The sequence below is a fragment of the bacterium genome, assembly GCA_037128595.1.
Lineage (GTDB): Bacteria > Verrucomicrobiota > Kiritimatiellia > CAIKKV01 > CAITUY01 > JAABPW01.
This window is the reverse complement of sequence record JBAXWB010000006.1, coordinates 72,821-91,114: the sequence shown is the minus strand read 5'-3', so window position 1 is coordinate 91,114 and position 18,294 is coordinate 72,821. Positions and strand designations below refer to the sequence as shown.

Genomic DNA, 18,294 nt, shown 5'->3' with positions numbered 1-18,294 from the left:
GCATTGGTTTGTGTTTATATTGGGTAGCGTTATGCGGCGATCTTTCGCCCCCTTGTTTCTCTTACCGGGGAAGTTGCCATGCGGCACCGCCCCGAGGCCCAACGGCGTAAGCCCGTGATCTGTTCCGCCATCAGCTTGCTGAGAGGCACTGTCTCGCCTAGGGCTTTACTGATATCCAGCATGCCGGGCTCCCTTGATTCGGCAAAGGCGCCGTACAAGCTATCCACGACCGCTTGCTCAATCTCACTGCCCGTATAGCCCTCACTGGCCATCGCCAGGGCACCAGTATCGTACTGATCCGCTTTCCGTCCGTACTTCGCTATCTGGATTCCCCAGATCGTTTCCCTCTCGGCTTGGTTGGGCAGATCCACGAAGAACATCTCATCCAGGCGCCCCTTGCGTAATAGCTCGGGTGGCAGCTGGGTGACGTCATTGGCGGTGGCGACCACAAATACCTGTGACCGCTTCTCCTGGAGCCAACTCAGTAGGCTCCCCAGTACCCTCGCTGACGTACCACCATCCGTTGATCCAGAGCTTTTGCTGCCCGCCAATCCCTTCTCGATCTCGTCGACCCACAACACACAGGGCGCTATCGCCTCTGCGGTCTGGATGACTGAACGGAGATTCTGCTCACTCTGGCCCACCAACGAGCCATACAGCTTCCCGGCGTCCAACTTCAGCAGCGGGCGGCCGAACACACTGGCGGTTGCCTTGGCGGTTAGCGACTTGCCGGTCCCGGGGATACCGACGATCAGCAGTCCCTTAGGCGATGGTAGGCCGTACGCTGTCGCTTTCGCTGAGAAGGCATCCCGGCGCTTTACCAGCCAATCCTTAAGCTGATCCAGCCCGCCGATATCCTTCAATCCTTCCCGTACCTCCACCAGTTCCAGCAGCCCATTCCGTTTAACCGTCGAGGCTTTCTCGGTGGCTACCAGTCCTGCGTGTATGGTCTTTGCCGTCACCACCGATAGCGCAAAGGCATTCTCCGCTTCCACCGTGGTTAGGCCGCTGGCTGCATCGAGGATCTGGTCACGCTCATCACCAGCCGGTTTCTTGAGCTTTGCCGACTGACAGATCCCATCGAGCACCGCACCCAGCGCTGCTTTATCCGGCAGGCTGAAGTCCAGGACGGTGAATTCCCGCTCCAGCTCCGGTGGCAGTACCGAGCGACATCCCAGAATGATCAGAACTTTCCCCTTCGTTTTGCCCGCCGCCAATGCGTCTTTTAACGCCCTTACGAGTACTGGGTTGTTATCGGCTAGAAACATGTGCAGATCCCTCATTAGGATCAGCGCGTTATCGGGCAGTTCCGAGATGGCCTGCAGGGCCTCCAGGGGGTCCGTGGCGGCTCGCACGCTGCCATCACCGGTATCCGTAAGCCCCTCGGTGGTAGACCAGGCGTAGAGGCGGTACTGTAGCGTTGCCGCTATTGCTCGTAGCTCCGCTTCCACACGGGATTCCTCATGGCTCACAAGGTATAGACCTGGGTAGCCGGCTCTCACGTAATTCGTAATCTTGGTTTTCATCGTCGTCCTTTCGTTTGGGTTTTCACGTATTTTCGATCCCGGCCACACTCCTCGCAGATCGGTATACCGTTCTGGTAGTAGTCGGGTTCAATGTAGATGATCCGTTTTAATTCCATGCTTGGATCAGCGTGTTGCAGGCACTGGCAGTCCAGATCCCATCGATGCCTGATGTGAGCATCTGCGATATCGAGCCAGCGTCCTGTATTCATGCCGCCCTCCTTCTTTTGATGCGAACGGTGGTTTCGACCATACTGTCCAACTCCATATCTTCAGCTTCATCCAGTACGGCATCATAAGCGGCATCCGTTTCTGGCTCGCTCCAATCGCCAGGGGGCTCCCATCCGCCGATCTCTTGCCCCAGCCACAAACGTCTTTCGGGTACTTTGCATACCAGTTGGGCATCCACCCTGACGATCATCAGCGAGTTATGTATTCCAGGCCGGTCATAGGAGAGCAGGCGTACTGCTGACTGGCGCTTGCGCAGCAGGTTGTTCAGTTCCCTGACATAAACCTGGCGCAGCATCAGTGCATCCGGTGGAACCGAGTCGCCATCCCCGAATCCCCATTTGGTTTGAAAGTCTTCCCAGTATTTCATCGCGATATTTCCTCCAACTCATATTTACGTGCTATTTCGTCGGCACATCGTTCTGGCGTCTCCAGGGACTCCTGCGCTGATGCGATCATCTCCATGCCGGTATCATCACTGGTAACGCCATAACGGCGCTCCAGTTCGCGATCGACGGCGTTGAGGTATTCGATAAACGGTCTACGGATCCAATTCACGTAGGGCACCTCCTCAGTACCCTGACTACAGGGCAGGTAACGACCCCAGTTCTCTCCCGGCGCCCCGTATCCTGAACGACCCCAGCATCAACAAGTGACCTGAGCATCCCCTCGTTCTCGCTGTAATCCTTTAGGATGATCTCGTCATCTGCCAGTTCAACGCCGGGCAGGTTGACGGTCGCCGTGGTGAAGGGTTCGCCGGTCCTGGGGTCGATCAACTCAAGTACCGTCCGATTATTTGCCCGGTAGGTGCTCCAGAATAGCCTGACCACGATATTGCCCATTTGAGGTGATTTGAATGTAATCTGCATGGTGATCCTTTAATTGAAAAGGCCGGCATCCTTCTGGAACCAGCCTGTTACGGTGACCTATCTTGATTTGCGGTGATTGCGGTGTTTCAGAGGCACTTGGGGTAGACTTTTAATATAATCTCTACGTGAGGGGTTTACCGGAAACAGCTTTTCAATCACCGCAAACACCGCAAAATCGGCGGATGAAAAGCTGTCGCGGCTCGCAATCGTGCGGAAACCTTAGGTATTTATCCATAAACGGAAGTACCATCCCCCTCATCCTTTCAATCCCGTTGTTCGCTCAGCAGATCCACCCTGACCGTCTTGCCCTTGTGCTGCACATCAAACACCGTTGCAATGGATCCCGGATCCCTCTGGATCTCCAGTGCCTTCCGGGCGGCCTCCCTTGCCGTCCGGGCATCCACATCGATCTCCCAACGAACACGTATCATATTCCTTTTCATCGGTAAGCCTCCGGGGTCATGTCATTATGCCACCCCTTCATGGTGATGAGCGGGTAGTAGTCAGCCGCCTGGATGCCATCAAGATCATCAAGTCGTGCAACCTCCTGCTGCGCTGACGTGATGGCCGCAGTTGGCGTCACGGCTCTCACAAGTGCCAGATACGTGTCCTCGCCAAAGCTATTGGCCACATAATCGGGCCGTAGCAGCAATACTGTGTAACGTTTCATCGTCACTCCTGCGTTAGATCTCCGGTTTCCCAATGAGTACCGCTGTGCTTGCCATACGCCCCCACATAGAGGCTGGCATCGGTGACAGTGATGTGGGTGCAGTCAACCCTTGCTACGCTGTCATCCTCAACGGCCAGCAGTCGCTCCCCATCTCGTTGACTGATCTGCACGGGCAGTCCGGTATCGAGCGCTTCCCGTAGGCCTTTGATCTCGTCAACCCAACCGGGTAACGATTTCAAATACTGAGCCTGAGGCCCTGGCCCTATCTTCAAAGTGCACCACCGGCCGTTCTGTTGAAGCGGCCTGATATGCCGCCGACAGCGGTCAACGAAAGCCTGATCCGCTTTAGTCCACTGAAATACAACAAAGATGGGATCCCGGTCCGACATATCGGCTGCCGGGGCCTCCACGGTATAAAACCCCGGTTTCAATCGTTTAACTTTCATGAATCTCCTTTGAAAAGCCCGATCCCCCTGCGGAGACCGGACTCTGTTGTTATGCTGCCTTTCTGCCCGTCAGCTCTTTCTCCCACGCCGGGTCCAGAAACGTGATGCCGTTCAGTTCTGCCGTCCTGACCCAGTCAACCTGGCTGTAGGTGGCAATGACGCCATGACAATAGAGTTTGCGCCCACGTTTCTTGAATGCCGAGACCTTCAACTCCTTTGAGAGACCGTAGCTGTACCCATCAGCCAGATGAATGACAGCCTCTCCGGTACGACTATGCGCCGCCTTTAGCATCCCTGGCACAATGGCCGCAGCCGCCAGTCCGATGAACCGCGTATGCTCATCTGCGTCAAGCGGTCCCGGTAGTTGAAGGCCAAGCGACGCTATCTGCACGGGACTGCACGCCACCTCAGCAATTTTCATCAGATCGCCCCGGCTGTGACACAGGCTTATACTGGCCGCTGAACCGACGTAATCGGTCCATCCCTCGCTACCACCCCCGCTGACATTGAGTCTCGCGGCCACGCCATTGATCAGAACCCGCACATAGCTGTACCCCTGTTCGCGGTAGAGTTTGATGTGCTCCTTGGGTACTACGAAGTAATGGCTGATGCCAGCCCTGGCACGCCACCGCTTGCCGCCGCCCTGCAGATATGATTTGAGCTCATATACCCGGCACCTCGAATGCCAGAGGTTAGGATGATTGAATCGTGCCGTCCCGCCATCCACCCAGCCGCCAGCATCAATGACGAGGTGGGCATCGGGCTCGAAGCAGATGTGATAATCAGGCGTCAGATCAAACCTTGCCCCGCATTCCAGCAGGGTGGGGCCGATGAGCGCCGGATCAATTGCCTTCCTTGGATTCATATAACTCCTTTATTTTAGTTTCAGTTCCCTGCTGATTCGCTGGAAACAATCCAGTATTGAGCCGATACGTTCCATAAACGAAAAGCCCGACCTCCCAAGGGGAAGCCGGGCTTATGGTTCCGACTATCGGTTACGCGGCCCTCTTGACCGCCAGATCACTAAGCGCATGAGCAACTGCCTGCAGCTCATCGGCTGCGGTCTGCATCGCCGAGACTGCGGTGGCGATCTGAGTCCCTTCATTCGCTGCAGGATCAAACGTCCCGAACAGTTCCCTTGCTACGAACAGCGCCAGTGTGTCGCCGCCATTATCCCGTCGTGGCTGCTCCCTGTCAGAATTCCAGCAATCCAACACTGCCGCCTCCGGATATGCCACTGCCGCACGGAATACTAAGTCGTTCAATTTCATGTCGTTCCCTTTCGTTTCATTATCAACTTCTCCATCTCCACGAACCCAACGGGCGCCCGCCCGCTGTCGTCAAACCCAAGTTCTGCGAAATACCCGTTCAGGATCTCCGTAGCCGTTCTCAAACACTCGCAAGCATCATCCGTCCCCGTGTCCTCACCTGAATCCAGATGGAAGACGCCGGCATTCAACACGATCTCTAGTTCCTTCAGGGGATGTGTCATTTTATGGTTTTTCCTGCACTTGGTTGGTTGTGAACGATAGCACGGCAACGATCCCTCACTATCGCCTCAACCTGGTCGAATACCGACTCAGCTACCCGCGTATATCGGTGTGTCCGGCTACGCTGGGCGTATTCCAGTAGAAACCGGCGAATACACCGGCGATTCACCAATCCTCTCGATTTACCCTCCATGTCTTAGTTCCTCCTGCCTTTCGAAATACTGTCGTTCCCAGTCCAGACATTGCTGGCGGGTAGGGGCGCAGAAGAGCACCGAGCCCTCCACGCTGACCCGCCATGCCTGTAACCGGTTATCGAACTCCACCTGACTGGCACGCTCAACGGAGAGCTTGCCAAGCCGTTCCAGCAGGATCGCCTCCGTGTAAAGGCAACGCCCGACTCCTTCCGTGGTAAAGATGATGTTCATCCTCCGACCTGCTGTTGTGTAAGGGTACGGCGATAATGTTCAGGTTTCTTGTGTTTAGTCGATACCCGACCCAACGCCTTCTCTAGGAATGCAGTAGCGCGCTCGCAATCGGCACCCTGGAAGCCCACGGCGTCGATCTTCAGCGATCCATCCGGTCCGACAATGACTTCAATGCTTTTCATACGCCTCCAATCGTAAGTTTGATGGAGCCATCACCGAGCTGTTGTCGGCGGGTGGTATATCCTTTTCTTTTAGCTTCTGCCTGGGCCTTGTGGACGCCGTAGAGCTGCAATAGCTTCCCGTAGCCAGCGCCAAGCTCGCGCTCCACATGGCCAGCCCACCAATCAGTGGTTAGCCCGTAACTGCCGTCCGGTTGGCGGTTGAGCGCCACGTCATAGGGGCCCCGGAGCCTAATGATGTAATCGCCCTTAAGCGTATTGCTGGAATAGCCACGCGCTAGGGTGGATTCCAGTAGTTCTACGTTTAGCTCACGACAAGCGGCCTGTAATGCCGAGATATCCCTGATCTGCGTCTCAATGGTAGTAAAATGACTCATACGTCCTTTCGTTGATGGTTAAAACTTCACATAGGTTATAACCGCCAAAGGGAAGGGATTAAGCGGTTAGCGCGATTGGAACGTATGGACGCTTCGGACGGTATCCCGCAACTCCTTAATACATATGAGACCCACCGTCTACACGTAAGGAATTAGAAAAAGCCGTCCGGGGCGTCCGAAACTGATGGTGGTTGATCGTTATGTGGGGCCGGAGGGCCGGGGATAATGTTCAACGGGGGAGCGGTGGGGTGGGTGCGATATAGGCAGCTTTTGAGATGGCGGCATGCCAATAATTCATCTAAAACTCATGCAAATGGGAGAGCTTTTGAATATGCGTAAAACTAACGTCAGCGCCGTGCTGTTGGGAATCCTGTGCTTGTTCGGGGTGGGTTGTGTTACCGCGCGAACGGTGAGTATGTGTTATGGGGCTGATGGGCATTCAATGGCGCGAGGTGGCCTGGTGACTAGGCAAGATATTCAGTATGCAGACTATGTTCGGAAAAATTTGCCGGAGATGATGGGGTCGGATAAGCGATACATGGTCGTGAAGCCGAGATCCCGTTATGTTGAAGTTGAAATATTCGGTGACATGAAACAGTCAGAAGCGGACGTATACGGTAAAAAGGTTGAAGAATACCGGGCGAAGCATCCTGAGGTTTGTCCCATTAAATTGATCTTAACCGTTCTCCCTGATGGACCTGCGAAGTGATGTGCAGCATATTATCGGCTGATAGTAGCCTGGCAATGTCCACTTGAATGCAGGAAATCATCCCAATAAATCGGCATCAGGGAATCCCTGATGGTAAGATCAGGGTTCTGCCGATAGACAATGCGATCTTGACCTTATACTTTGAAAAAGCGTGGCTCTGTCAGCCATTTCAAAACTTTGACAAACTATTGTGTCAATGATCAGCGACCCAAACCTGAAATCAAGAGGGTTAATCATGCTTGGAATAAAGACGACGGGACGGAAACGAATTCGCACAATTTCATTGTTTGCAACAATGGGTGTGCTGGTAACGGGGCTGGTAGTTTGGGCGGGTACTGGATTAACCAAAAAGATAATTTCAGAGCGTCAGGCTCAATTAATTGAAGACCTTCGGAGTAACGTTGCCGATAGTCCTTCTTTCCTGGTGGAAAAGCTACTCGAGATGCAGGAGAGATCGATCCAGCTGTTTTTACCCGGCATGCCTAACCCGGTCTGCTTCTCCTCAGGCTTATTCTCATTTAACCCCGCAACGTTCCCAAAATCATTTCTCAAGGGGTTGGTGTATGAGGTTGAGCATGGAAGTCCTGTTTATCATCTGAGACTCCGGGAGGTAAGAGCAACCCGGGAGATTGAGGTTCTTGATTCAGATGGCAAGGTTTTCTATGTGTTCAAACCTAATGCGGAATATGATCCCCTTTGGTTGGCACGGCGAATACACCCTGAGATTTTCAAGGAAGACTGTACCCCCTCTCAACGTGCATTTGTGATAGAATGTATGGAGCCCTCCCATGTAGAGATGAACATAGCGTTGATCCCGAATACCTATGTGGAAATCTATGCAGAGGAAAAGGTTGCATCGTTATTGGATGTGATGCTGTTAGAGGAGCGACAGATGGCCACTTCATCCAAGTCATCAATATTGGGCGGAATGACCATGATGCGGATGGCGGGTTCAGATACCAATATTGTAGTAGCTAAGATTGAGGTTGGGGGCACAGGTACACTTCTTCGGGTGGATTACCCTGATACATTGACAAACCGGCTTGAAGTGATGGTTAGTACGAATCTGCTGGATCGGCACTGGTGGGTTGTGGCGACCAATCTGGTGACAGCGGGTACAAACTCACTTGAGTGGGTGGATACGAGCGCAACGAACGGCCCATCGGATGGTAAAAAGTTTTACTGGATTGGTAATTCGGTAGATTCAGATGGAGATGGAGTCGCTGATGGCAGGGAAGCTATTATTTACCATACCAATCCTGATTCCATTGATTCTGATAATGATGGTCTGGTGGATGGATTTAGTGGAAAAGTTTTGACAAATACATACCCCGCCGGTGTTGCAACCAATGGGTGTTTCTATGTAGAGGGAGAAATGTCCTGGGGGACGGATCCCGCCAAATTTGATACTGATTCTGATGGTATGGGTGATGGCTGGGAAGTAGCTCATCAACATAATCCCCTTGATCCAAATGATCCTCCAAATGTGTCCGGGACAGTGGTTTATTCCGGTCGTCAAACTGGCACGGTCTGGGTCATTGCGGTGACCAGTTCAAATAGTTGGTCCACCAGTCACTGCTCGACCTCTTCGCCGTCGGCTTCCCCGAATACGTTTTCTTACCTGATTCCCGACCTGGAGCAAACCAACTACTGGGTGAAAGCCTGGTTGGACAGCAATTTGAATGGAAACACCAATACGATCGAGGCCCGTGGAATCTTAACCAACATCGCCATCACTGTGACTAACCGTGTAACCGCACAGGATTTCGCTCTGGTGGATCCTGATGATGACGGCGACGGCCTCCCCGACTGGTGGGAAATCGCGCATTTTGGCAGTACCACCAATACCACAGGCGGCATTGACGTCGATGGTGACGAGTACACGAATCAGGAAGAATACGAGGCGGATACAGACCCTGCGAACATTTCAAGTCATCCCTGGGACCTCAGCGGCACGATTATTTATACTGGCCCACAGACGGGGGTGATCCATGTAGTGGCCTGCACCAATGGAACCGATTGGGCCTGGGGGCATGCCGACACACTTACCAATCCGGGGCCTTACACCATCACCCATCTGCCGCCTAACACCCATTACTGGGTGCGGGCATGGCGGGACAGCAATCAGGACAGCCTGCCGACCAGTTGGGAAGCATGTGGCAGTCACAACAGCAATCCTGTATTCCTTGATGCTAATCGTACGGGGCAGGATATTACCCTGACTGACCCGGATGCCGATGGTGATGGGATTTCCGACTGGTGGGAAATTCTCTACGGGCTGGATCCGGCACGAGGCGGCGGCGATGGGCTGGCTGCCTGGTGGAAACTCGATGAGGGAGTCGGGACCAATATTCTTGATGCCACGGCCACTGCTAATCATGGGGTGCTGATGAACGGTTCGAATGCCTGGGTGACAGGCATCATCAGCAATGGGTTAGCGTTGAATGGGACGACTGGTTATGTGGAAGTGCCGGATAGTGTTTCGCTGAAGCCCGGTAATGTGAGTGTTGGACTCTGGATCAAGCCGGGCCGCCTCTATACGAACGGAATGGCTATGTTCCTGAGCAAGCGCGTGCCGAATGGCGCGGCGGGGTACAGCCTCGGGTACGAGACGGGTGCGGTCGCCTTTGCGGTTGCCGCATCGGGTGTGAAATCCTTGCGGTATGCCTGCGCGCTCACCGCCGATGTACCGATTCACGTTGTTGGGACCTTTGGAAGCACCGCTCAATCGCTCTATATTAACGGCACGCGAGTGGCCACCACCAATTACGATTGGGGGCTTGGATTTGGAACGATTTCGCAGGATACCAATGTCCTGCGGCTGGGGGCGGCTTCTGGTGCAACGCAGACGAACTGCTTTGCCGGTCTTCTTGATGACGTGCGGGTATATCCCGGTGAGTGGACGACCAACCAGGTACGGGCAATGTGGGAACAAGGCGTTGACCCCGATCAGGATGGGCTGAGTAATGCGGAAGAATATAAACACGGCACAAACCCGACCAACAGTGACAGTGATGCGGATGGAATGCTTGACGGCTGGGAGGTGAAATACGGGCTTAATCCGCTTTCTGCCGCCGACGCCACGGAAGACAAGGATGGCGATGGGTATCTAAATATTTACGAGACTAAATGGAATACCGATCCCGCTTCTTTAAGCAGTTACCCCTTGCCCACGATTATTGTGACAAACGGTGTAAGCACGATCCAAGGGGCAGTCAACAGTGTCACGCAGGATTACGCTGTAGTGCTGGTAAAGGCTGGAATATACACGAACTCGGGAAATTGGGACATCAACTATGGCGGGAAGAAATTGATGCTTGTTTCGGAGACAGGGAATTCGAACACCGTGATTGACTGCCAGGCTGCCGGAGCCTATCACCGTGGCTTTTTCTTCAATAATATGGAGACACGCGCCTCTGTATTGCGTGGCTTTACCATTCGCAACGCAAATGCGTTTTCGCTTGCCGGTCCAGGTGGAGGAATCGCCTGTAGTAATGCAAGCCCCACAATCGCCAACTGCGTTCTTGAACGTAATGATGCCTACTATGGAGGGGGAGCCGCATTCTTTGCGGGCAGTCAAGCGAGGTTGATCAATTGCCGAATCGTCAGTAACCACTATGCGTATGCTGGTTCTGGAATCGCCGTTTTGGGAAGTTCTCCAGAGTTTACGGATTGCTTATTTGCATGGAATAACATCGTTGCGCAATCTGGTCTCTACACCCCCTTTGGTTGTGGCGTCTATATTGCTGGGGGAAGCCCTGTATTCAGTAATTGCGTATCTGCCAATAATTATGGCCAGGACAGTGCTGGGGTTTATTGGGGAAGCCAATATTCAGGGGGATGGCAGACTTCTGAGGTTGGGGGGAAGTGGATTGGCGGACAGATTGTATCAAACCAAGCGCTAGGCTGGTATGGCTCCTGTGCGGGGCTTGATGTGAATGGGTCTGTGATCGTAAGTAATACGATAATTGCTTTCAACCATGCGGATGGATTGGCCGCCTCTTCCGGATATCCCGACATGGGAAGTGGGGCGGGGCTTGCGTGTGGCGGCGGGGTCGAAATTGTCGGATGTTCCATTTATAGCAACGTGCTCGAGGGTGGTCTGGGTGGGGGGATATTTTTATCGCCTGGCACCAATGCAAGCCCCTTGCTGGTGGACTGCGCGATTTATGGCAATAAGGTAGCAACACGGGGTTTCGGTGGCGGCGTAGTCATCAATAACAGTTCCGTGAATGGTGATAAACAGCCAGTTATAATACAAAGGTGCCGCATTACGGGGAATGGTTCACCAATGGACGGTGGTGGACTGTATCTTGGAGGCGGGGGCTACTTCTATTGCGGGCCTATTACCGCGAATGTACAGAATACCTATCTGGCCGGGAATACTGCAGGTCGTTTCGGTGGGGCTGTTTATTCGTCCGATTCGTCGCCGTCTCTGGTCCTCCAAAACTGCACAATTGTTTCCAATGCTGCATTAATGGGGGGCGGCCTCCATGTTTCACAATCTTCCAATACAATCGTGAGGAATACAATCCTCTGGGGTAATTCAGGAAGCCAGATCGGCGTAGTATCAGGAACGGTGGTTGTGGTATCGGATTGCGTTCAAGGTGGTTTTGCAGGCGGAACAGCGGTGATAACAAATAACCCGCGATTATTTGCCGGTTATAGGTTAATCAGTCAAGACTCGCCCTGCGTGGATGCGGGCACCACCAATGGCCTGTCAGAGGAAGACCTCAGCGGCAAACCACGGTTGTCGGGTATTGCACCAGACATTGGCTGTGATGAATTTGTGATGATCGATACGGATACTGACGGGATGTTTGATGACTGGGAAAATTGGTTCTTTCATTCACTGTCCCGCGACGGAACTGGCGACTATGACATGGATAGAGTGACCGATGCACAGGAATATGCTCAATGGACAGATCCAACATCCAATGTTGACACTGATCATGATTCCCTGAGTGATGACTATGAAATCCACATTGGCACGGATCCAGGCTATTGGGATTCCGATGGCGACGGCATGTCTGATGGATGGGAAGATAAGTATGGTCTCAATCCACTTTCTCCGAACGACCCGAATATCGATTCTGATAACGATGGCTGGACGGACGGCCAGGAGGCGGATCAGGGCACCGACCCGCAACATGAGGACACCGATGGGGATGAGGTGCCGGACTCTATTGATGTGGATCCTCTTGACCCTGGGAATTCGGATGTGGCGACGCCGGAAAATTCCTGTAACGTGACCCTGATGGTTGGTGACTCCAGTGGCAGCCATACGGAGCTATACGGGATGCAGTTGGGGTCATACCGGCTTTTCATGTCCCATGTGAATGAATCTGAATTCATCTTCACCAAGACGATCAGGCTACCCAGAGGAAACACTTACGAGGGTTATATCGAGGCACTGGGAGACAGTGATAATGACGGGGATTATGATGCGGACGTGACGAGCGAGGAACCGGGGTTCAGCGTCATTGATCCCAGCGGGTATCTGGGTGGCCATCATGAGGATACCGGCTTCAATTCGGGGCGCAGGTATTTCCATATTTCCCTGGGCAGTACCGCCGCCAATACAAACACGGCGGCCAATGCTGATCCCGGAAAAGGATGCACGAAAGACCCCATCAATACCCAAAACGGGAATGTCACGCTCTCTGAGACGGATATTGTGATCCCTTGTCCCGGTTTTTCGCTTTCATTTGGGCGGGATTATAATTCGCGGGCGGCCGTCACCAACGGCATTCTCGGCCCCTGCTGGGCGCATTCTTATGAAATGTTCCTGCAATCGCGCAGTAATACGATGTACAAAGGGACTTCGGGCAACTGGCGGATGCTCTCCCTGCCGCAGGGACAGGAGTTCTGGTTCCAGGACAATGGGAATGGGACTTACAAAAACCCGAAGGACAGCAATCTCCGGCTCGGTTTGGCGGGAAGTGGCTGGGCCATCACGCAAGCAGGTGAAGCGCAGTGGGCATTCGACACAAACGGGGTTTTGAACGGGATTATGGATGCGTTCTCCAACCGTGTCACGTTGACCTATACCGGGGCATTCCCGAATCATAAGCTATCTCGGGTTGAGCACCTTAACGGGCAATTCCTAGCCTTCAGCTATACCGGCGCGTCGCTCACCCGGATCGACACGCCCGTCGCGTCGCTCTCGGTTCAGTTCGGCTATAATTCCAACAACGAACTGGCATATTCCATCAGGAATGCCGGCGGAGCAAGTTATACCAATTGTTACTTCTATGATGTCGGGACGCACAGCCTGATCCAGCGTGTCAATGCGGCTGGGGATATGTTTAATTACGACTACGGTTATACCACAAATGCTGGTCATGTGATTTCGCGTGGCATTTCCATGGCGCTTGCCCCGGATTACTACCAGCATTCGGTGAACTACACCAATCGCGGGTCCAATGCCACTGAGGTGACCTACACCCGCAATGGCACGGCCCAGATGTATGTCTATAAATATGACCCAGTGATTAATATGATTAAGGCCCAGCTTGGCCCCGGCGGAACGAACCTGGGTGTCCGATATGGCATTAACGGGAATCAGGATGTAACTCAGGTCACGCAGTTTGATGACTCCCTCGGGGAATACGCTAAAATCCTGAGGAGTTACGACACCAACCACAATGTAACTTTCACCGGCTTTGCGCACAATGCGAGCACTACCACCAACTGGACAGGGTTAACATGGAACAATAACCTGCTGGCTTCAGTGAAGGATGCCGAAGGCGTTCGGGTTGACTTTGAGTACACCAATGGGTTAGTGAATGCAGAAAAAGCCTATATTGATAGTAATCAATATTTTGCCACCCGATATACCTATACTGGGAATGGCCTGATTTCTGCGGTCACCAATGCCAACGGCCATTGGCAGGGATTTGCCTATGATTCCTATGGGTTCATGACCTCTGCCGTGCCGCAACTGGGGCCCTCAGCCTGCTTGGAGTATAATCGCATGGGGTTTGTCACCAATATCGTGACGCCGTGGAGTTCGGGGAGCCGAGCTACCCGCATCGGGGTAAATGAGTTGGGCTGGTCAACAAACGTTGTCTACCCGAACGGGCTGGTTGAGACGTTCAAATACGATTCACTGGGAAACCTGACAAACCATGTGGACACGGCGGGGCGGACGAACCGCCTGACGTGGCTGCCGACCGGGAAACCAGCATCGGTGAGTCGTTGGTTGGATGGCGTGAGCCCCACTAACGTGACAATCTATTTCGCGTACGACAACCAGTTTAATACCATGAAGATCACCGATCCCATGGGGCGGGCGGTTGAGAGTTATAAGTTGGATATTCAAGATCGCCCTATTGCTGTGACGAATCTGGAAGGCCGCGTCATGTCTATCAACTGGGGCTTGGGGAATTATATCCGGAGCCTTATGCGGTTCGATGGTTCGGTGGTGAGCAACTCGTATAATACCGATGGGCTCCTGACCCAAGTCACCGGTCCCTCCTTCACCAATGGCTACACCTATTATCGAAACGGCGCCTTAAAGACTGTGGCCAACGGAGACAGTACCGTGGCAAATACCTTCGATCCTGCCGGACGACTGACCGCTCAACAGATGACTGCGGGAGCCAGTACAAACACGGTGGCCTACCAGTTTGATCCGGTCGGCAATGTAACGAACATCGCGGTGTCCAACACCCTAGTTCGGTCTGGCTGGACTTATGATGCGGCAGAAAGGCCATTGATGCTTACGGCGCAGGCCGCACCCAACCGGGTCTCGGTCTTCCAGTGGACTTACAACACGAATAACGGGCTGGTGGCCTCGGTAACGAATGCCGCCATCACGGAATCGATGGGGTACGATATTCTGGACCGCGCCACGAATATCATGTGGAAGACCGCGAGCGGTACAACGAATCGCTCTTTTGGGTATGCATTCAATGCCGCTGGCATGATTACTAACATGAGTCGCGAAAACGGTGGGTGGACGGCCTACACGTATGATTCGCTGGATCGGCTTCTTTCCGAGAAACAATATGCGAGCACCGGGCTGACCTACTCCGCAGCATGGACGTATGACCTTGCCGGAAACCGGACAAGGGCCATCACCAATAATGTGACGAACCTCTACAGTTATGCGGCGGGGAATATCCTAACGAACTTCGGTTCTGGTACGTTGGTGCAACATGATTTAGCCGGGAACATTACGAACCTACAATACAACACCAGCAAGAAATTGAGCCTTTACTGGAATGGGCGATATGAATTGATTGAAGCCCGCAGTAACGGCGTGACTGTGGAGAAATATGATTATGATGCGTTAGGTAGGCGCGCCCGGATCATTGCCGGCGCGGTGACGAACACGTTTGTCTACAGCGGCCCACATGTGGTAGCCGAGTGGAGCAACAATGTGCTGGCGCGATCTTATTCCCATGGCCCTGGGGTTGATAATTTTTTATCGATGACCACCTACGGGGCGGCGACGAACACGTATTTCTACCTCAAAGACGCCCTCGGTAGCGTTCACGCGCTGGTCAACACCAACGGTGCGGTTGTCGAACAATACAAGTACACCGCTTGGGGCGAGGTGACGGTGCTGAGCAGTAACGGAACCGTGCTGGCCGCGTCGGCTTATGGGAATAGGTTTACGTTCCAGGGGCGTGAGGCGTCGTATTCGGCAGGGCTACTGTTCTTCCGCAGCCGGTATTATTCGGCCGCGCTCGGGAGATGGCTGAGCAAGGACAGGATCGGCATTTCTGGCGGGCATAACTTGTATGAGGCCTTCGGCTCGGATCCAATCAACTTTACCGATGCGTTTGGATTAAGAATGCGTTTGCTCGGTACACCGGAAGAACAATCATCGTTGCTATCCATCTTGCAACAGTTTATCCGGGGGCAACTTGGTATGGGAGAGGGCGGAGGTGTTTACCGGCAACGTTGTTCCAAAGACGAGAAGTACGATGATATGATAAGCGATATTCTGGCATCCAAGAATGACTACGTCATTATGCTTGTTGAATCTGCTGGCACAGGTGGTGGCTCATTTAAACCCAATGGCTCTGGAGGCACGATTAAGCTCGACAGAGTTGTTGCCGACACATATTTGGGTGCCAAAGGCTGGTTGCCACAACCGGGACAGAAGGAGACGCAGGCGAGTATTTTGGCTCACGAGTTAGCAAGAGCATATGCCCATTCTCAAAATGAGAGGTATACTCAGTATGATCATTTCGCTCTGTCTGCGGATGCAGTACACGAATTAGGATTGAAAGCGGTCGATCGTTCAAACCCCATGCGGGAACGCATGGGTATGCTGCCAAGATGGGGGTACGAACAATGATGACTCAACGTTTAAAACAGGCGCTTTCTATGGTCGTTTTGCTTGGGTTGCTGGGGGGGGGGCTCGTAATTTCGCGAAGTATGGCTCGTAAGGTTGCTGATAATTTTATGTCGCCCGGATCGGACGTTTTGCAATACTGCCATATTTCTCTAATACCTACGTTCTCGGTAAAAGGGCCATATCATTTGCCATTTTGGAATGTCACCTATTTCAGGCGGGATACTCATGCTCTTTGGACCCATCTGCCATTCGTTAATGTCTCGCTTACAGGGAAGGTCATTGAGGCCCAACCAGCTGATGGCGGTATGCGCATGAGCCATGAACCTAAAGAATGAAATCCTTGATCCGGTCGGCAATGTAACGAACATCGCGGTGTCCAACACCCTAGTTCGGTCTGGCTGGACTTATGATGCGGCAGAAAGGCCATTGATGCTTACGGCGCAGGCCGCACCCAACCGGGTCTCGGTCTTCCAGTGGACTTACAACACGAATAACGGGCTGGTGGCCTCGGTAACGAATGCCGCCATCACGGAATCGATGGGGTACGATATTCTGGACCGCGCCACGAATATCATGTGGAAGACCGCGAGCGGTACAACGAATCGCTCTTTTGGGTATGCATTCAATGCCGCTGGCATGATTACTAACATGAGTCGCGAAAACGGTGGGTGGACGGCCTACACGTATGATTCGCTGGATCGGCTTCTTTCCGAGAAACAATATGCGAGCACCGGGCTGACCTACTCCGCAGCATGGACGTATGACCTTGCCGGAAACCGGACAAGGGCCATCACCAATAATGTGACGAACCTCTACAGTTATGCGGCGGGGAATATCCTAACGAACTTCGGTTCTGGTACGTTGGTGCAACATGATTTAGCCGGGAACATTACGAACCTACAATACAACACCAGCAAGAAATTGAGCCTTTACTGGAATGGGCGATATGAATTGATTGAAGCCCGCAGTAACGGCGTGACTGTGGAGAAATATGATTATGATGCGTTAGGTAGGCGCGCCCGGATCATTGCCGGCGCGGTGACGAACACGTTTGTCTACAGCGGCCCACATGTGGTAGCCGAGTGGAGCAACAATGTGCTGGCGCGATCTTATTCCCATGGCCCTGGGGTTGATAATTTTTTATCGATGACCACCTACGGGGCGGCGACGAACACGTATTTCTACCTCAAAGACGCCCTCGGTAGCGTTCACGCGCTGGTCAACACCAACGGTGCGGTTGTCGAACAATACAAGTACACCGCTTGGGGCGAGGTGACGGTGCTGAGCAGTAACGGAACCGTGCTGGCCGCGTCGGCTTATGGGAATAGGTTTACATTTCAGGGACGCGAGGTGTCGTGGGAAACAGGGCTGTTATTTTTCCGTAGTCGGTTTTATTCGGCGTCGCTCGGGAGATGGCTTTCGAAGGATCGGATCGGTATTGCTGGTGGTCACAATCTCTATGAGGCATTCGGATCCAACCCAATCAACTTTACCGATGCGTTCGGACTGTACACGTACACGACGGCGAATCCTGTTCTTGGTTTTATTCACCAAATGAATCCATGGAATATGGACGGATCGGCTAATTCACAGATCGCCGCTGGATTTGCCGCTGCAATGGGTGATCGTGCGACAGCCGAACAACTTAGCGGCATGGGACAGATGGATAGTGAGTGCGCTGGCAAGGGCGCGAAGGCCGCATACTGGGGTGCAATCGGTCTTTCGGCTGTTGGCGTTTCCGGAGCGGGTGCTGCGAATCTTTTTAATGCGGGTGCGGCCAGCACATTCTGTTCAGGAAGTTATCCTCTGGCATACGAAGCGGCGCTTGCCGGAAAGGGTTCTGGAATGTTGATAACGGAAACGTTGGGTGGTCGCGCTATGGTGTGGATGGGCGTCAATTCGGATAAGGCATGGCGCATAGCTTCGGCCATCTTCGCCGCAAATGCCACGGGCACAGCTCAAGTGTTTCTTAATAATCCCAGCGCCTCCAGTGTATGGTCAACTGTTGAGCAACCCATATTGTTGTTCATGCGGAACGCAGGACTTCTATTCAAATAGGACACCC

The 18,294-nt window shown here is 53.2% G+C and carries 18 protein-coding genes; 4 read left to right on the top strand and 14 right to left on the bottom strand.

The window, feature by feature from the left end:
- Positions 1 to 29 precede the first annotated feature (29 nt).
- From WCS52_04885 to WCS52_04820, 14 genes are all read right to left on the bottom strand, one after another.
- Complete coding sequence (locus WCS52_04885; GenBank protein ID MEI6166509.1) at positions 30 to 1,526, bottom strand: AAA family ATPase; 1,497 nt, start codon at positions 1,524 to 1,526, stop codon at positions 30 to 32.
- Positions 1,523 to 1,735 carry a hypothetical protein gene (locus tag WCS52_04880; protein ID MEI6166508.1) on the bottom strand — a complete coding sequence of 71 codons (213 nt, stop codon included), beginning with the start codon at positions 1,733 to 1,735 and terminating at the stop codon, positions 1,523 to 1,525. Before WCS52_04880 ends, WCS52_04885 begins: the two co-directional genes overlap by 4 nt.
- Positions 1,732 to 2,121, bottom strand: coding sequence for a hypothetical protein (locus WCS52_04875; GenBank protein MEI6166507.1), 390 nt, complete (start codon positions 2,119 to 2,121; stop codon positions 1,732 to 1,734). The genes WCS52_04880 and WCS52_04875 overlap by 4 nt, the downstream gene beginning before the upstream one ends.
- Complete coding sequence (locus WCS52_04870; GenBank protein MEI6166506.1) at positions 2,118 to 2,309, bottom strand: hypothetical protein; 192 nt, start codon at positions 2,307 to 2,309, stop codon at positions 2,118 to 2,120. The genes WCS52_04875 and WCS52_04870 overlap by 4 nt, the downstream gene beginning before the upstream one ends.
- Entirely contained in the window at positions 2,306 to 2,620 is a 315-nt protein-coding gene (locus WCS52_04865) for a hypothetical protein (protein MEI6166505.1), read from the bottom strand. The genes WCS52_04870 and WCS52_04865 overlap by 4 nt, the downstream gene beginning before the upstream one ends.
- Positions 2,621 to 2,883: 263 nt before the next feature.
- Entirely contained in the window at positions 2,884 to 3,051 is a 168-nt protein-coding gene (locus WCS52_04860) for a hypothetical protein (protein MEI6166504.1), read from the bottom strand.
- A gap of 8 nt (positions 3,052 to 3,059) precedes the next feature.
- Positions 3,060 to 3,290 (bottom strand): hypothetical protein, encoded by a 231-nt coding sequence (locus tag WCS52_04855; GenBank protein MEI6166503.1) that lies wholly within the window; start codon positions 3,288 to 3,290, stop codon positions 3,060 to 3,062.
- A gap of 2 nt (positions 3,291 to 3,292) precedes the next feature.
- Positions 3,293 to 3,736 (bottom strand): hypothetical protein, encoded by a 444-nt coding sequence (locus tag WCS52_04850; GenBank protein MEI6166502.1) that lies wholly within the window; start codon positions 3,734 to 3,736, stop codon positions 3,293 to 3,295.
- Between the two features lie 49 nt (positions 3,737 to 3,785).
- On the bottom strand, positions 3,786 to 4,601 hold the full coding sequence (locus WCS52_04845; GenBank protein ID MEI6166501.1) for a hypothetical protein: 816 nt from the start codon (positions 4,599 to 4,601) through the stop codon (positions 3,786 to 3,788).
- 130 nt (positions 4,602 to 4,731) lie between these two features.
- Entirely contained in the window at positions 4,732 to 5,007 is a 276-nt protein-coding gene (locus tag WCS52_04840; GenBank protein ID MEI6166500.1) for a hypothetical protein, read from the bottom strand.
- Positions 5,004 to 5,228 carry a hypothetical protein gene (locus tag WCS52_04835; GenBank protein ID MEI6166499.1) on the bottom strand — a complete coding sequence of 75 codons (225 nt, stop codon included), beginning with the start codon at positions 5,226 to 5,228 and terminating at the stop codon, positions 5,004 to 5,006. Before WCS52_04835 ends, WCS52_04840 begins: the two co-directional genes overlap by 4 nt.
- A 180-nt stretch (positions 5,229 to 5,408) precedes the next feature.
- On the bottom strand, positions 5,409 to 5,651 hold the full coding sequence (locus WCS52_04830; GenBank protein MEI6166498.1) for a hypothetical protein: 243 nt from the start codon (positions 5,649 to 5,651) through the stop codon (positions 5,409 to 5,411).
- Positions 5,648 to 5,833 (bottom strand): DUF2997 domain-containing protein, encoded by a 186-nt coding sequence (locus WCS52_04825; protein ID MEI6166497.1) that lies wholly within the window; start codon positions 5,831 to 5,833, stop codon positions 5,648 to 5,650. The genes WCS52_04830 and WCS52_04825 overlap by 4 nt, the downstream gene beginning before the upstream one ends.
- Positions 5,830 to 6,207, bottom strand: a complete 378-nt coding sequence (locus WCS52_04820; protein ID MEI6166496.1) for a DUF1257 domain-containing protein — start codon at positions 6,205 to 6,207, stop codon at positions 5,830 to 5,832. Before WCS52_04820 ends, WCS52_04825 begins: the two co-directional genes overlap by 4 nt.
- Positions 6,208 to 6,490: 283 nt before the next feature.
- Here WCS52_04820 and WCS52_04815 point away from each other — a divergent pair, with 283 nt between their 5' ends.
- The 4 genes from WCS52_04815 (at position 6,491) to WCS52_04800 (ending at position 18,287) form a co-directional block, all read left to right on the top strand.
- Entirely contained in the window at positions 6,491 to 6,916 is a 426-nt protein-coding gene (locus tag WCS52_04815; GenBank protein ID MEI6166495.1) for a hypothetical protein, read from the top strand.
- Between the two features lie 796 nt (positions 6,917 to 7,712).
- Positions 7,713 to 16,229 carry a LamG-like jellyroll fold domain-containing protein gene (locus WCS52_04810; protein MEI6166494.1) on the top strand — a complete coding sequence of 2,839 codons (8,517 nt, stop codon included), beginning with the start codon at positions 7,713 to 7,715 and terminating at the stop codon, positions 16,227 to 16,229.
- Complete coding sequence (locus WCS52_04805) at positions 16,226 to 16,564, top strand: hypothetical protein (protein MEI6166493.1); 339 nt, start codon at positions 16,226 to 16,228, stop codon at positions 16,562 to 16,564. Before WCS52_04810 ends, WCS52_04805 begins: the two co-directional genes overlap by 4 nt.
- On the top strand, positions 16,548 to 18,287 hold the full coding sequence (locus tag WCS52_04800; protein ID MEI6166492.1) for an RHS repeat-associated core domain-containing protein: 1,740 nt from the start codon (positions 16,548 to 16,550) through the stop codon (positions 18,285 to 18,287). Before WCS52_04805 ends, WCS52_04800 begins: the two co-directional genes overlap by 17 nt.
- The last annotated feature ends 7 nt before the right edge of the window (positions 18,288 to 18,294 follow it).